Source organism: Serratia sp. 4542, assembly GCF_016805595.1.
Classification (GTDB): domain Bacteria; phylum Pseudomonadota; class Gammaproteobacteria; order Enterobacterales; family Enterobacteriaceae; genus Serratia; species Serratia nevei.
The window spans coordinates 139217-155412 of sequence record NZ_RXKV01000010.1 but is presented as its reverse complement, the minus strand read 5'-3'; the positions used below and the strand labels follow the sequence as shown (position 1 = coordinate 155412).

The window sequence follows — 16196 nt, the reverse complement described above, 5'->3', positions numbered from 1 at the left end:
ATCACCTCTTTACGGTTGTGTTTACATCGCTTTCGGGCACGAGAATCCTCGCAACGCCCGTGACCAAAGTGGGAAATCTTTCATCGTCGAGCGCAGTTCCAGTTTGAGCACGCCCACCACCGAAGACATCGACATCGTCAGCTCTCGCCTGTCGCTGGAAAGCGGCACGGGATTGCTGGCGTCGAACATCCGGAACAGGGCCCAGGGCCCGTCGAAACTGGCGACCTGGATCTGGCCGGTGCCGGTGCGGAAGGTCAGCCGAACATAGCTGCCGCCTTTCGGGCCGGGCCAGTCGATACGCGTGGGTTGGCTAAAACCATGGCTGTAGTTAATCACCTGCCCATCGATGTCCAGGGTCGCTTCCGTGATGGTCGGCGTCAGGGACAGCGGCCTGATGAACATGGAAAACGAGAGTTTGTCGCCGGCGGTGAAGAAGGTGTCGCGAATCAAACGGGCATTTTCAAATGCGCCGAGCGTGCTCGCATTGACGATCCCCTCAGACCCCGGTTTGGCATTCCATTTCTGCGCGTTGACATCCACGTAAGCGGCCAGGTTTTCATCGAAGAACTGCTGCATGGCGCCGTTTTGCCCAAACATGCGCGAGAAGTCCTCGATGCCGACCTCCGCTCTGGCGTTGCGCGAGAACGGATAGCGCCCGCTGATGCTGCCCTTGCACAGCCCGGAAGCCAGCGATGAAGCGCCTTTGCTCAGGTTCTTCTGGCTCTGCTGGATCGTTTGGCTGTCGCCGACCTGCAACAGATCCATCATGACGCTGCGCACCGGTTCCGGCTGACGCGCCGCATCCAGCTGCAGCCGCTTCAGCGTGCCGCCGGCGGGCACCACCTGGCCACCGCGCAATGAGGTGGAGAGCGTGGTCAGCTGGCTGTACAGCGCTTCGAAACTGCGGCTCAGCGGATCGTTGCTGGCGTTGGTGGTCTGCAACAGCTGATACCCCAGGCGGCGAAGCAGCTCAAAACGGTCTTCCACCGCGCGTTCCGGCGTGAGACGAAAACGCGCGCGTTCGCCGGAAATCTCGCCGAGAATGTCACGCCGCTGCTGTTCAATACGATTGCGCTGGCGATCGAACCAGCTCGCCGCATCGCCCTGGTTGGTGCCGGTCATGCTGGTTTCACGCGCGGCAAAACGCACCAGGTTGGCCAGCGGGGATGAAGGATCGGACAGCTGGCGCGCCAATATCGCCGCATCCTCCAGCCCGTTGACCGGCCGGGCGCGCACGTCGCGCATGAAGGCATCCCATTTGTCCGCATACTCGATGAGGTAAAGCTTCCTCGCCTCGTCGGCCAGCTTCTGCGCCGAGGCCAGCGAGTTCACCGCGTTTTTCCCTTCCGCGCTGTCGCGCAGCACCCAGGACTCTTCTTCGATCATGTCTTTGGCGGCGTCATCGAGCTGTGCCAGGAAGACATCGCGGTAGCTGGCGCGGGTATAGAACCCCGGCACGGCGGTATCGGTGACCGTCGCCTGGCTCTTGCGGCGCAGCATCAATGACACGTTCGGCCCCGCGGCATCGGCCAATGAAATGTCGTTGATCGCCGCCGGTAGCGGTTTCTCTTCGATGCGGCGCACCACCCTGACCTGCATCGGAATATTCATCGCTTTCACCCGCGCCAGGCGCAGCAGATCACCGTTCATTTTCATGACCGGCGCATTCGGCAGAGAGAACATTTCCCGCAGGTGGTAAGCGAAAATGCCTTTGTTCATGTCGGTGTAGCCCTGCGGCATAAAGCTATCCCAGCGCGTCATGAACCAGTCGACCAGCGCCTCGGCAGAACGGTGCGAGGGTTCGCCCATCATCAGATACACTTTCAGCGTGCCGTAGACGTCCTTGTTGGACGCCGAAACGTCATTCTTGAGTTCGTCCGCGATATAGTTTTCCACCGCCGGCCAGAAGATCTGCAGCAAATGGCGTTGGTAGGTCTTTTGCGCCGCGCTGTTGATCAGCTTGTGCTCGAAATAGGGATTCGGCACCGGCGAAACCTCACCGCCCAGCTGCGCGTTCATGTATCCCAGCTGCTCATAGGCGGAGATGACATCGTCGCTGACGCGGTTCGTGACCGGTATTTCGCGCACGATGCGCTTCGTTTCGTCAAAGCGCGCCGCAATGTAAGAGATGTAATCGCTCTCCCACAGGTAACGCATCGCCAGCAGGTTAAAAGAGACCGCCAGCAGCACCAGCACCAGCACATACCGGCCCAGGGAACTCATGCGGCTGCCGAGCGGCCTGGCGTGAGAAGACTGCTGCAGCACCCCGCGCTCCTGCCTGGCGTAATTCAGCTCTGGGTGGTAAATACGCCCGGTGGGACGGGCTTCATAGATATCCGCCGCTTCCGCGTTATAAATCGCGCCCTGCGGCGGCAAGGCGATGGTGCTGCCCAGCCATACCTGTTGCAAATGGCAGGCGTAGCCCACCGGCGTTTGCGGGAAAATCTGCTCCAGCAGCGAATACAGCGGGTTGCCCAGCGATCCCAACGACTCGGTGAAGAACAGCAGCTGTTGGCGGTTCTGGCCGTCCGGCGCATCGTGCAGCAGTTCGAGCACGTGATGGCTGACGCGCGCCACCATCTCCCGGTAGAGATCTTCATACTGCTCGAACGGGGTTTCGCCCTGTTCGGCCCGGTTCAGGCTGAACCCCATCCCTTTTTGCAACAGGTCGTCGCCCAGCATCGACAGGAAGGTCTCGCCGCCGACCAGTTGATCGAGGTGGCTGATGGTAAGATAGACCGGCAGCTCGCAGCGGAACCATGAGGCCATTTCCAGCAGGCGCACGCGCAGCGCATCGGCGACGGATTTTCTTTCCGTCAGCGAGGCATGCAGCAGCCAGCGTGCATCCAGGCACAGCATGATGCCGTCGATGCCCGGATGGCGGCGGTGGCGCCGGATCAGTTTGAACAGGGTATCGCGCGCCCTGGCGCCGTCTTCGCCAAGGCCGTTCAGCTGCAGCCATTCACCGGAGGTGTCCACATACACCGAGTTCTCCGCCAGCCACCAGTTGCAATCCTGGGTCGGCCCGACGTCCACGGTCTGCTGCAGGCCATAGTGTTCAGCCAGCAAGAAACGTTCGCCGCTTTCGCCGATCAGCGAGGTTTTGCCGCTGCCCGGCGGCCCAATGACGAGGAACCAGGGCTTTTCACTGATATAACGGCGCGCCAGGCGGTATTTGAAACGCTGCCAGGGGGTGCGCTGCTTCGACGTGCCGACGTATTGCAAGGTGCGCAAGGCGTCGTAAAAACGCGAGGTCACGCGATCTCGCTGCGCGGTTTTTCTTTTAGCCGGGGCCGGCGCCCGCGCGTGGCGGAACACCCAGGATAAAAACGTCGCCACGAACGGCCACAGCGCCCAGCACAGGATCAGGGCGATGATGATGCCTCTGACCCAGACCGACAGCAGCGGCCGGTAGGTGCCGATGGCGATCAGCGGCCCAATCCACCACACCACCGCACACAGCAGCAAGGCAATCACCAATATGAATGATCTACGTATCATATAATTTCCTTATTATCTCTACGCCGACGGATGTCTTAGTTATCCTCGGGGACCTCGGCGGCTACCCCTGCCTGATTCAACGTGGCAGACGGTGAAGCCATCTCCCTCTCGCCGATTTTCCAAAGGATGTCCACCCGGCGGTTGCGGCGGCGCCCTTCTTCCGTCGCGTTGTCGTCCAGCGGCTCCTGATCGCCCTTGCCGACCGACGTCACGGTGCGGTTGTATTTACTGTTGGCCAATGATTCCCGCAGCTTGTCGGCCACCGTCTGCGCGCGGGCTTCCGACAGTTTCAGGTTGGAGTTGTTGGAGGTGTTGCGATACGGTTTGTTGTCGGTATGCCCGATCACCTCCAGATCGCCTGGCCACGGCGCCAGCGCTTCCCCCAGACGCTCAATATTGCGTTTCTTTTTAAACTCTTCCGACAGCTTCGACTGCCCGGTGGCAAAGGCGCCGTCGGAGGTGAAGATCAACAGCCAGCCGCGCGGATCGGCGCGCACCTCCAGCCACCCTTCGCTGAGGATTTGCGGCAGCGGCTGCGGCAGCGTCTCCATAATGTTGATTTTGCGCGGCTGCGGCGGCGTCCAGGCCAGAATGGCGTTGCGCAGCGCGCGGGACTGGTCATGCAGATACCAGGCGGCCGAGGCATACGCCAGCAGCGCTATCGCCAGGCCGTAGCACAGCAGTTTGAGCGGCGTGATACGGGTGGCCTTGCGCACCACTTTGCTCGGTTCGGCATCGGCCAGCGTCTGCGTCGGATTCTGGCTGTACAGATAACCGTCAAGGCGATTGCGCACGTCGGCCAACAGCACCGCGCCGCGCTCCATCACGTGGAACTGCCCCTCAAACCCCAGCGACAGGATCAGATCGTAAAACGCCAGGATCTCCTTGTTGCGCGGCGAGGCGGCCAGATACTCTTGCAGGTGCTCGAAGCATTTTTCCCCGCCCCAGGCATCGCGATAAAACTCCACCAGCAGGCTGAGGTTCAGTTCCCCGGACTCCAGCGTGCTCATGCAGCACTCGTCCACGTAGGAACACAGCAGATAGGCCAGCTTGTCCACATCGCCCGGCGCAACGTGATCCGCCAGCAACGTCTGCTGGAATTGTTGGATCTCCCGCACAATCTGCGCACGCACCGCCGCCGGGTTAAGCTGTTTCTGATCGCGCACTCGCTCCACCTGCAGCAATACCGGAATGGCGGCGGCGATCAGCGGGTTGTCCCAGTGGCCCATCATTACGCCGGGCTTGCTCAGCGCGGCGCGGCCAAACAGCCCGCTCGAGGTCGGCGCCGCATCGGCCTGGCGATCGCCAGGCGCGGGTTCGACGCTTTCCGGGACGGCGGTTTCTGCTTCATAAGGTTTGGGTTCGGGGGGCGCCGCCACCCCGGCGCTTCCCGGCCGCAGCTTGGCGGCCAACGCCCGCGCGCCGAAGGACAGCGCGGCGATTTCCGCCGTGGTTTTGCCCACCGAGCCGGACGTGGGGAGACGCGGGGTCGCGTTGTTGCGCGTTACCGCCATCGCCTCGCGGATTTTCCTCTCGAATTCGTTCATCCCACCCTCCCTTGCCTTAATCCCCAGACGTCAAAACGCAGGTCCGGGAAATCACCCACGATGCTGAGCGCCATCGCCGAGCCGCCCATCATTTCCTTGTAAATCGGGTCGGCATGATCCACCTCGAAATAGATGCTGTTAGGGTAATACGGTATGTGCCGCGGCGGCGAAGCCATCGGCAGCAAGCGAGCGCCCGGTAATTGAAGATCGATCAGCTGAATGATTTTCTCGACCGGCCCCAGCTTGACCTGCGCGGGGAAGTACGAACGCAGATGCTCGATGGACAAACCGCAGCTGACGGCAAACACCAGTTTTTCCAGCCGCAGCTGCGAGTCGTTCGGGCACAGGTAGATGCTGTCGCCGCGATCGATAAACGGCAGCGCCACCGCCGGCGCTTCGATCACCAGTGACAACGCGCGGCGAATCGAGGCGAACAGCTGGAAATAGCAGTTGTGCGGCTCATCGTGCAGATACACCAAATCGGCCCGGTCCCAGAGCCGCTCGCCGCCGGGAATGATGCTGAGCCGCCCCAGCAGGCTCAACAACGTGTCGAACAGGGTTTCTGGATGCACCTGCGGGCTGGCCAACAGTTGGCTGATGCGCAAATTGAATTCGCTCAAGGTTTGCAGCAGCAGCAGTTCCAGCAGCTCGGACAGCCCGCCGATCGTCATATGCACATCCGGACGGAACACCGACTCCAGACGCTGGCTGATCAGCCCAAGCAATTCGGTGGTGAACGCGGGCAGCCAGCCGATGGCGCGGAAGTCCAGCATCGGCGGCAGGGCGCGCTCATCCAGCAGCACCCGACGATCGCTGGTGAGTTCGCGCACGAAGCCGACCGGCAGCACGCTTTCCGCGCTGCTGACCGCATCTTCCAGGCTTAGCCGCGTCACCAGGCTCCCCAGCTGCATCGTGCACACGCGCGGTGTTCCCTCCAGGCTGACGCCGTGGTTGCGATCCGGCACGTCGGCGTCCATGGTGCGAAAACGGCTGCTTTTCCGCTCATCCTGGATAAGATCGATCTGGGCATTGCCGGCAATGTCCATCAGCACGGACAGGCACACCACTTTCCCCTGGCAGCCCTCTCCCAGCACCAGCGGTGGCGGCAGCGGAATATCCTCAGGCATGCTGAACGCCGTGCCGTCGGGGAAAACGCCCTTGGCTTTCTTCAGCGCAAACTTGCCCTGCTCCAATAGCCCGTTGTCGATTTCCAGCGTCAGGAACCCCCAGGTAAAGGTTTCGACGCTGCGCAAGCGCGCTTCAATCAAGTGCTCGAAAAAACGTTCCTGCTGCTGGAAATGCTGCGGTTCCATCAACATGCCTTCTACCCAGGCGACGCGTTGTTTAGGTAACATGTCATTCATCCATTTTGTCGTTAGTCACTATGCTGAGTGACGTCATCCCCACCATCACCTTCATTTGCGAATCAGCCTGCGCGGGCGATTTTTGCTCGGCGAGCGGCAATACCCCGCTGATTTGCTGAAATTCCGCCCCCACGACGACCCATCGCTCTTGCCCCGCCGGCACCTCGAAGCGATAACGCAGCGTCTCCCTCGGTTGCAAAATGCTCTGGTGCCGGCTCAGCGCCCCTTCCGACGGTGCCGTCTCCCGGCAAGGGGCGCCATCGCCAATCCCCTCGGGCATCCACCCCGAGCGATTGGTTTCGATGACGCACACCTTGACCGGCTGCGCCTCCCCGGCCGCATTCGGGTTCACGTTGTCGTTGGCGGTCACCTCGACATCGATAAACCGCAATCGACGCCCCGCATCGGCAGCCTCGTCGTGAGAAAACCAGCTGCACCCGCTCAGCATCCCCACCGCCAACAGTCCCCCTGCCGCGATCCCCCGGAGCGTCTTCACCATGCTGAACTCCTATGCATTAACGAAACATTTGGTCTGGCTCGGCGCGACCTGAGTGGCGACCATGTTGTTGTTGTTCGTCGTGCTGGAATCACCTAACCGCGTGACCGGCATGCCGCCGGTGAAATACTTCCCCGACCCCTGCATCGGCTGCATCTGTGCCGAATGCGTCCCCGAGGCGGCGCCGATCACCCCGCCCGAATCGACGGTGGCCACGCGAATGCTGCCGATGTTCTGTTCATTGCCGCCGCAAAGGAAATAGTTAGGCACGTTCGGTATGCCGGTATTGTTGGGCGCGGTATTCGGGCCCGGCGCCGGGATCATCGGGTCACAGCCGGCGAAGCTGATCCCGGCCGTGTTGTTGTTGGCTGCGGTCATGATGACTTACCCCATATGTATCTGGCCGCCGTCGATCTTCAGCACCGCCGAAGACTTCAGGGAACCAATTTCACTGTTGATGACGAGGGATTGCCGGGCATCCTGAATGATGTGCTTCGCCAGCACCTCGTCGGTTTCCTCCACCCGCCGGCTTGCGTGCTTGCTGCGCACAAACAGGCGTTGAGAGATTTGGTGCAGCGTTTCGGCGACCCAGCGGCTGCTGCGCGTCAGCAGCGTAAAGTGCGGGCTGCGCAACGTCAGCCGCTTGCCGCCTTGCAGTTCGATCTCCGGCGCCACGATGCGCAAGTTGGCGCTGCGGCTGTCCAGCGTCATGACGGCGTGCGCCTGTTGCCGCGACAGGATCTCGGTAATGACCAATTTGTCGCCGTCGACGATGACGCAAACGCGATCGCCCGCCAGCGGCTGAACCAGGCAGCTGGTGGCGACCGCCAGGCAGTGGGCGCGCATGCCATCGACATACAGGCCGCCATTGGCGTCGGCCGCCAGCGTCACCACCTTGCGCCCCCCTTGTTCGGCAAGCGGAGCGCTGCGCACCAACTGCAAAGGCGTCACCCTGGCGTTGGCATAGACCTTCTGATGCTCTCTTCTGGACTTATACATATCTGCTTACTCCTGTTGGCCGTTGATACGACGGTTGCCGCGGTCCCGGTTGTTGATGCGCATACCAGGCGTCGATCGCACTCAAGAACGGATCGGCGGTAAGCGGCACATTTTCGGCGCGATGACGCTTCGCCCCATGCAGGCGGGCGCTCTGTTGCTGGGCGGCGGTCAACGGCTGTTCCATCAGGTTCGCCTCCCGCATCTCGGCCTGCTCCATGTTGGCCAGCGCCAGATCGCACGCCCTGAACTCCGCCTGCGTCAGCCTGGCGCGCCCCCAGTGGGCGCCGTTCATCGCGCATTCGCTGAACCGGGCCTTCTGCGCCTGCGCCAGGGTCAGCGTCGCGCGCTCGAAATCGCAGCGCAGCGCCTGCACTTCGGCAAAGATCGCCGACGTCAGATCGCTGTCGGCGAACGAGCACCCTTCCAGCTCGCTGCGGTGAAAGCTGGCGCCCTGCAGCCGCAGCTGGGCCAGGTTGCAGCCCGACAGGCGGCAGGTGAACCAGATGCGCGCCTGCCCCTCTATCGTCTGCCAGCTGCATTTCTCCAGCCGGCAGCTCCCCATGATGTGGCGTTCGAGGGTCGATGCCTGCCACAGGCACTGCGTGAGTTGACAGGCATACCAGTTGGCGTCCTGAATGATGTCCTGTTGGAACATCATGTTGGTCAGGATGCTGGACTGCACGGCCAGGTGCCCCAGGCTGCTGCGCTCGACTTCCGCCCCGTTGACCTCGCACTGGATCAAACTGCAGTCGTCCAGCAGACAGTCGCCGATGTAGCACCCACGCAGCGTGGTGTCGTTGCACGCCAGATTGCACAGCAGCCCCCGTTGCAGCGTCAGGTTGTCAAACCGGCATTCGTTGAACGACAGGCGCAGCAAGCTGCCGCCGACCACGTTGACCTGGTTCAGGGTGCAGCCCTCAAAGCGCACCGCCCGCAAATCGCATCCTTCAAACGTGACGCGCTCGAAATGGCAGTCGATGAAAGAACAGTCGCTCAGCGTCAGCCCTTTCAGCTCGCGATCGTGGAAGCGCCGCTTTTTGAAGGTTCGCGGCAGGGGCGGCGTCTGCGACACCGCCTGAGCGACCTCCAGCTCAATCACCTCGGTGTCAGGCAGGGCCTGCTGAATCACGCGGCTTTCAGTTTTCATGCGCATAGTCCCCCTGAATAATTCTGCGCGGCACCCAGCACGCCCGCTCCAGCAAACACCCGCTGAAACGGGTGCCGGCGTCCTGCCAGGTCATCGCCAGATTCGCCGCCGCCAGGTTGCACTGCTCAAATCCCGCATCGCGCAAATCGGCGTTATAAAACATGGCTTGCTGGGCGCTGCTGTTTTGCCAGCGGGCGTGCGCCAGCACGCTGTCTTTAAACCGCACGCCGGCCAGGTCGCAGCCGACGATCGCGCAAGCCGTCAGGTCGGCCTCGTCGAAATTGCATTCGGTGAAAACGCTGTACTGCAGCTGACACCTCTCCATACGCGCCGCTTTCAGCCCCACTTTGGTGAAGCCGCAGTCGCTGAACACGCCGTGGGAGAAATTCACCTGCATCCCCGCCGTCATGCTCTCGATTCGGCAACGTTCGAAGCGCACGCCGCGCCAATTGCCGCCGAGGAACGAGTTCTTGGTTAACGCCATATCCAGCGCCACCGCCCCCTCGGCCAGGCAGCGGTTGAAGACGCAGGCATCCAGCTCCCCTTGCAGGAATTGCGCGCGGATCAGCGTCGAGCCGTTAAACATGCCGTTGCCAATCGCCCCGCGCTCAAAGCGGCTCGCGGTGAAATCTCCCCGCTCGAAGACGCAGTAATCGAGCTTCACGCCCTCGGCCCGCATGCCTTGCCCCTGCGGCTCTTCCAGCGTCACTTTTTCGAGCACCGCCTCTTGCCATGCGCTTTCCGCCATCAGCGGCTTTTGCAGGGTGCACGACACCATGCGGATCCGGCGCAGCGCCGCCTGCGTCAGGTTGACCGCATCAAAAACGCAGTTTTCGAAGGTGCAGTTCTCCAGAACGGCCTGTGAAAAATCGCAGCGCTCAAAACGGCATTGCAGAAAATGCTTGTCCGACAGCGCAGGGCCGCGCAATCCGGTGAAGGTTTTCCCTTCCACGGTCGCGCTAGCGGGGAAAAACGCGTCGTTACCCTCTTCGGCAGGCAGATCCGGCAAATCGGGCAACGTCACGGGGGCGGGCTCCGCCGCCGTCTGTTGCTGGTGCAAGGCAATCGCCTCGCGAATGCGTTGATAGAAAACGGCGGAGTCGCCCAAAGACGTGGGCGACGGATCGTAACGCAGATCGCTGGGGTGATCCGACGCCGCCTGGATGACGTTCAGCCCCATCTCCGCCGGCATCAGATCCGGATCGAACAGGAACTCGAAAGGCGAAGCGTCGTCGTCGCTGCGCTTATGGTGCACCTGCCGGAAATAATCGAACGGGCGCGGCGCGTCGCAACGATCCAACGCCAGCATCAGGGACTCGATGGATTCGTCCAGAAGATGCGTCAGCGGCGCGTTGCCGGTGAAAATAATCAGCGCCATGTCGCTGTCGGGCAGGAACCACAGCGTTTTTCGCTGCAGTTCGATTTCCTCGAGGCCTTCGCTATCGTGGCGGCGTATGAATGCCCGCCCGCGCACCGCCGGCAGCTCGCCGCGAATCGCCTGGCTCTGCGCGCCGACGCCCTGCAGTTCGAAGGGCACCCTATCCGGCCACGCCGCTTCCGGCAGCCACTGCGCCGGCGGCGCCATCTGGTAATAGCGCCGATCGATATCGGCCGGCAACCCGGGAAACGCCTTCTCCAGATAGGCTTTGCTCGCGATCTGGCCCGCCACCTTATCGATATGCGCCTTGCGCAGCGAAAACTCGTGTGGCACCGGCGCCGGCGCCGCCAGCGGGGAACGCTCCTGTGCGGAACCTTCGGCGGACAAGGTCATCAGCAGCGGCCGCAGCCCATCATTGCAACCGCGCCCCACCGGGTTCTCCTTGCTGTCTTTACCGCCCCAGGCCGAGGTGTGGTCCAGCGGCACGCTGAGGAACGGTTCCGCCCCCATCGCGCCGCGTCGCCCTTCGCCCTCCACCCGCCAACGGCGCTTAAGCCCGCCGATGTCGGCGCTGACGTCCAGCGTTTTTACCGGCTGCCCGACGCCGGCATGGCCGGCGATCAGGTATTCGGCGAACGGCTTCGGCTCAGCAACGTCCAACACCGGCAGACTGAGCGGCGCACGCTTCCACGCCTCCCAGATTTCGGCTTCGTTCACGAAGTGTTCCGGTCGGGACAGGTAGCATCCGGCCACGACGCTGATGCCGAGCCGGCTGTCTGCGCCGATCTGGTAACCCCCTTTAATCACTACCAATTGCTGTGGCCGTATGATTCTCATTGCCGCGCCTCGTTAGTTTTTGCTTTGCATCCCGACTTTTTTCAAATCGACGCCGGTCTCGGACAGTGACGCGCCGGTGTAGCTGATGGACACCCCCGTCGTGCTGGTGCTGCTGCCGGTATTGCTGACGCTGCTGCCGGTATTGCTGACGCTGCTGCCGGTGCTGCTGACGCTGCTGCCGGTGGTGCCGACGCTGCTGCCGGTGGTGCTCACGCTGCTGCCGGTGGTGCTGATGCTGCAGCCGGTGGTGCTGGTCGAGGAACCGGTGGTGCTGATACTGCAGCCGGTGGTGCTGGTCGATGAGCCGGTGGTGCTCACGCTCACGCCGGTAAAGCTGGTGCTGCTGCCGGTCTGGCTGGTACTGACCGTGGTGTAGCTGTTGCTTTCGCCGGTCATGCTGTTGCTGATGCTGGTAAAGGAGTTGCTTTCGCCGGTCATCGAGTTGGAGACGCCGGTGCAGCTGGTGCTCTGCCCGGTAAATGACGTGCTCAATCCGGTGAACGACGTGCTGACGCCGGTAAACGAGGTGCTCACGCCGGTGAACGAGGTGCTGACGCCGGTAAACGAGGTGCTGACCCCGGTGGCGCTAAGACTGACGCCGGTCAGTGAGGCGCTGACGCCGGTGATCGACGCGTTAAATCCGGTAATGCTGAAGACGTAATCCTTGTAAGAAACGTGGTTGGTGAACCAGTCCGTAAAGGTGCGGCGGATGATGTCGAACTTGTCCATCCCCACCTCGGTGGCCTGGTTGCGCTCGACCGTGGTTTGCAGATCGCGTTCGGCGTGCAGCATGACGCGTTCGTTGTTGCGGTTGTCGTCGAAAGTCAGCTGGCTGGCATGCTGCGGTTTGCCGAAGCGCAGCGAACGCGACACCATCCCCGAGTAGTTGATGTATTCAGGCAGTTGATAAGGCGGCGGGTTATCGCCGTTATAAACGATACCTGTCACCATCGGGCGATCGAGATCGCCGTCGACATAGGTCACCAACACTTCCTGGCCGACGCGCGGCATGGCGATCACGCCCCAGCCTTTCCCCGCCCAGGCCTGCACCACGCGGATCCAGCACGAGCTGTCTTCCTCGGTGGTTTTGTAGCGATCCCAGTGGAAGTGCACGCGAATGCGCGCAAACTTGTCGGTATGCACTTCGGAATTGGGCGCGCCGACCACGGTGGCGCTCTGGATGCCCGGCATCTGCGGCTTGGGCGTCTCGCGCAGCGGGCGGAACGCCACGTCGTCGTTCAAGGCGTTGAAACGGCAGGTCACGTTGCGGCCGTCGCTGCTGCTGTCGGGGCCATCTTGCACGAACACATAGTCGCAGCGGGTCAGTTTGAAGCGGCGGTTGCGGTTGGCGTCCGGGTGCAAAATCAAGGAGAAGTCCTTGCCGGCCATCAACCCGACGGCGTTGCTCTCGCCAAACAGCAGGTGGCCGTCGCTTTGCATTTCTTCCAGGCGCAAACGCGCCAGATTCTCGCCGCGTTCAGTATCCACATAGCCCGCCGCGTAGTCGTACCACTCCAGCGGCGTGTTCTGCAGGCCGAGGCGGCTCTCTTCCACCTTGGTTTGCAGGTTCTTGCGCGGGTTCTGGAAGTCGAAGTCACGCAGCACGATTTCATTCGGACGCACTTTGCGGGAACGCTGGATGCGCTGGATCCCTTCGCGGATGGCGCGGTTTTCTTCGCTGTCCGGCATGAACGGCAACACGGCGTAACCGAAATCCAGATCGTCGAAATCCTGCCGGTCGGTGATCACCAGCGTGTGCTTATCCTCGGCGTGATCGAAGTAATACCAGATGCCTTCGTCTTCCAGCAGGCGGCTGATAAACGCGAAATCCGTTTCAGAAAATTGCACGCAATACTCACGCGTCGGATAGGTGCCTTGAATATCCAGACGGTAGTCGGCAAAGCCATAGCGAGAGAAGATTTGCTCGATGATGTCGAGCACGTTCAGATCCTGGAAAATACGGCTGTTGCGGTTCTGCATCAAAAACCACAGCCAGGTGCTCAGCTCCAGTTTGTACACGAACTTATCCTGATGCTGCCCCGCATCGGACGCGCCGATCACGTAAGCATAGAAAGGCCGCGAGCCGAAATCCGGCCTTTCTATCTGGATGCGGATCCCTTCACCCAGCAAGGATTCATAATCCACGTCCGCCTGTTCGCATTCGAATTCGAGCGAATATTGCGAATTGCTCGACAACCCTTCTTGGGTGGTGAAGCTGAGTGGAAACGCATTTAATTCGGCTAACACCGGGTTATCAATTTCGATTAAAGGCATAACAACCTCTCTGATCCGATATCGAACCCCGCCCCGCGTTTGCGGGCCGGCGGTAAATTAAAAATCAGTCGAAATAAACACTTAAGCTATCGTTCTCGACCATGAGTTGGATATTTTGCAGTTCCTGTCCCGTCCGTTTGCGCTGCAGCACTTCATTGCTGATCGGCGGCAAGATCGCCTGCTGCAGCAGCGACTCGACCGCTCTTCCGCGCGATGGATGGGCGCTGATGCGTTTGGCGATCCAGCCTGGGATGTCGCCCTCCAGCACCAGCGACACGCCCACTTCTTTGTGCAAACGCTGCTGTAAACGTGAAATCTGTTTGGTGGCGATATGGGTTATCGCTTCGGTGGAAAGCGGCACGTAAGGAATGACGTTCATGCGCGCCAACAGCGCCGCCGGGAAAAAGCGCGCCAGGACGTCGTGCAGCATCGGGCGCAGCGCCTCGGTTTTCAGCTCCGGCGTTTCCGCCAGCGTCGCTTCTATTTCGCCGGCGCCGATGTTGCTGGTCATCAAAATAAAGCACTGGCGGAAGCTGATCATGCGGCCCTCGCCGTCCTCCATCACGCCCTTGTCGAAGACTTGATAGAACGCTTCATGGATATCGGGATGCGCCTTGTCGAATTCGTCGAGCAGCACGATGGAATAGGGTTTGCGGCGCACCGCCTCCGTCAATTTGCCGCCCTTGCCATAGCCGACATAGCCCGGCGGCGCCCCCTTCAGCGTGGAGACGGTGTGCGACTCTTGAAACTCGCTCATATTGAAGACGATCAGGTTATGCGCGCCGCCGTACATCGCCTCCGCCAGGGCGAACGCGGTCTCCGTTTTGCCGACGCCGCTCGGGCCGGACAGCATGAAAACGCCCAACGGCCGATCGTGCGCCTGGATGCCGGCGCGGGAGATCCTCACCGCCTGCGCGATTTCGTCGATCGCCGTCTGCTGGCCGAAAATCTGGCGACTCAGCAGTTGGTTGAGGTTGAGCGCATTGTCCAGATCGCTTTGCAGCATGCGGCCGGTGGGGATGCCGGTCCAATCCGACAGCACCTCCGCCACGACGCGATCGTCCACCCACGGATACACCAGCGGCAGACCGCCGCCCTGCAGCTCGCCCAACTCGGTAGCCAGCTGCGGCAAACGATCCGGCGACTGCTGCTCTGCATCGAGCAAGGTGGTGACCGCCTGCTGCTCCTGCGCCTGCCGCTGACGCAGCGCATCCAGCTCTCCTTCCATCTCGCTGAGCGTCTGCTGCAATTCGCTGATGCGGGTGAGCGCCAGCTCGTCGAATTTGCTTTCTTCCTGCAGGCCGTGCATTTCGGTACGCTTCACCGCCAGCCCGGCCTCGAGCGACTCGATTTTTTCAGGCTGCGCATGCTGGCTCAGCGCCACCCGCGCGCAGGCGGTGTCCAGCAGGCTGATGGCCTTGTCCGGCAGCTGCCGCGACGGCAGATGGCGCAGCGATAAATGCACCGCCGCCTGCAGCGCCGACTCGCGGATCTTGACGCTGTGGTGCTGCGCAAAATGCGGGGCGATGGCGCGCATCATGTTCACCGCATTCTCTTCGTCCGGCTCTGAAACCAGCACGTACTGGAAACGGCGCGTCAGCGCGGCATCCGGCTCGATGAACTGTTTGTATTCCGACCAGGTGGTCGCCGCCACCATGCGCAGCGCGCCCCTGGCCAGCATCGGTTTCAACAGGTTGACGGCGTCGCCGGTGCCGGCCTGCCCGCCGGCGCCCACCAGCGTATGCGCCTCGTCGCAGAACAAAATCACCGGCACGGCCGAATGCGCGATGGCGTCGATCAGCGCTTTCAGGCGCGATTCGAATTCGCCCCGCATGCTCGCCCCGGCCTGCATGCGCCCCAGATCCAAAGACAGCAGCCGGGCGCCCTGCAGCAGCGGCGGCACCTGCCCTTGGGCTATCTTGCAGGCCAGCGCTTCCGCCACGGCCGTTTTGCCGACCCCGGCTTCGCCCACCAAAATCGGGTTGTTCTGCCGACGGCGCAGCAAAATGTCGATCACCTGGCGCAGCTCCGATTCGCGGCCAATCACCGGGTCGATTTCACCGTCGCGCGCCTGACGAGTCAGGTCCGCACACCATTTATCGAGTATCTCGACCGTCTCGGGCGCATCCGGCGCCTCGCCGAGCGCGCCGTAGCTTTCTTCTTCCTCCTCCTCGTGTTCGACAGACTCGGCCAGAATCGCCGGGTAGTCGTCGAACAGCTGCGGGATCGGCAGTTTTTTAAACTCTTCGCTCAGCCGGTACAGGCTGCGCTGCAGCGTGGGATCCTGCAAAATGCCGACCAGGATATGGATGGTGCGCACGCCGCCGGACGGCGTTTCGGCGAGCTGGCTCATCAGCAGCCCTCTTTCCACCACCGTTTCCAACTGCGTCGACAGATCCACCACCGCATTCGTCCGGTTTGGCAAGGTATGGAGAATGCGATCCAACGCATCGCTTACGCGCTGAATATTGATCGCGTAGTGCGCCAGGATCAGCGGCAAGTCGCCGCGTTCTTTGTCCACCAGAACTTTCAGCCAGTGTTCAAGCTCCACGTATTCGTGCCTGAAGGTCCGGCACAGCTTGGTGGCTTCAACGAAGGACTGATAAGCAAAGTGGCCCAATCGCGAAAAAAGACGTTCTCGTTGATACACCTT

At 61.7% G+C, this 16196-nt stretch carries 10 protein-coding genes; all 10 read right to left on the bottom strand.

From position 1 onward, the window contains the following. Positions 1-21: 21 nt before the first annotated feature. The gene (gene tssM, locus EKL15_RS12960) at positions 22-3501 is read right to left on the bottom strand and encodes a type VI secretion system membrane subunit TssM (protein ID WP_060420450.1); all 3480 of its coding nucleotides are present in this window, start codon (positions 3499-3501) and stop codon (positions 22-24) included. A 35-nt stretch (positions 3502-3536) separates the two neighbouring features. Beyond that, positions 3537-5048, bottom strand: a complete 1512-nt coding sequence (icmH, locus tag EKL15_RS12955; RefSeq protein ID WP_089186149.1) for a type IVB secretion system protein IcmH/DotU — start codon at positions 5046-5048, stop codon at positions 3537-3539. Further along, positions 5045-6403 carry a type VI secretion system baseplate subunit TssK gene (gene tssK, locus EKL15_RS12950; RefSeq protein ID WP_038872282.1) on the bottom strand — a complete coding sequence of 453 codons (1359 nt, stop codon included), beginning with the start codon at positions 6401-6403 and terminating at the stop codon, positions 5045-5047. Before tssK ends, icmH begins: the two co-directional genes overlap by 4 nt. A gap of 1 nt (position 6404) precedes the next feature. Further along, positions 6405-6911 carry a type VI secretion lipoprotein TssJ gene (locus tag EKL15_RS12945; RefSeq protein ID WP_060439596.1) on the bottom strand — a complete coding sequence of 169 codons (507 nt, stop codon included), beginning with the start codon at positions 6909-6911 and terminating at the stop codon, positions 6405-6407. Between the two features lie 9 nt (positions 6912-6920). Continuing rightward, on the bottom strand, positions 6921-7286 hold the full coding sequence (locus tag EKL15_RS12940; RefSeq protein WP_038872288.1) for a PAAR-like domain-containing protein: 366 nt from the start codon (positions 7284-7286) through the stop codon (positions 6921-6923). A gap of 6 nt (positions 7287-7292) precedes the next feature. After that, a complete protein-coding gene (locus EKL15_RS12935) occupies positions 7293-7907 on the bottom strand; it encodes a DUF3540 domain-containing protein (RefSeq protein ID WP_019456420.1) in 615 nt (204 codons plus the stop codon). Continuing rightward, positions 7900-9054 carry a pentapeptide repeat-containing protein gene (locus tag EKL15_RS12930; protein WP_232734439.1) on the bottom strand — a complete coding sequence of 385 codons (1155 nt, stop codon included), beginning with the start codon at positions 9052-9054 and terminating at the stop codon, positions 7900-7902. The genes EKL15_RS12935 and EKL15_RS12930 overlap by 8 nt, the downstream gene beginning before the upstream one ends. Then, on the bottom strand, positions 9044-11269 hold the full coding sequence (locus tag EKL15_RS12925) for a DUF2169 domain-containing protein (protein ID WP_198509112.1): 2226 nt from the start codon (positions 11267-11269) through the stop codon (positions 9044-9046). Before EKL15_RS12925 ends, EKL15_RS12930 begins: the two co-directional genes overlap by 11 nt. Before the next feature lie 12 nt (positions 11270-11281). Then, positions 11282-13543, bottom strand: a complete 2262-nt coding sequence (vgrG, locus tag EKL15_RS12920) for a type VI secretion system tip protein VgrG (protein ID WP_060420442.1) — start codon at positions 13541-13543, stop codon at positions 11282-11284. Positions 13544-13607: 64 nt separating this feature from the next. Continuing rightward, the gene (gene tssH / locus EKL15_RS12915) at positions 13608-16193 is read right to left on the bottom strand and encodes a type VI secretion system ATPase TssH (RefSeq protein WP_203089674.1); all 2586 of its coding nucleotides are present in this window, start codon (positions 16191-16193) and stop codon (positions 13608-13610) included. Positions 16194-16196: the final 3 nt, after the last annotated feature.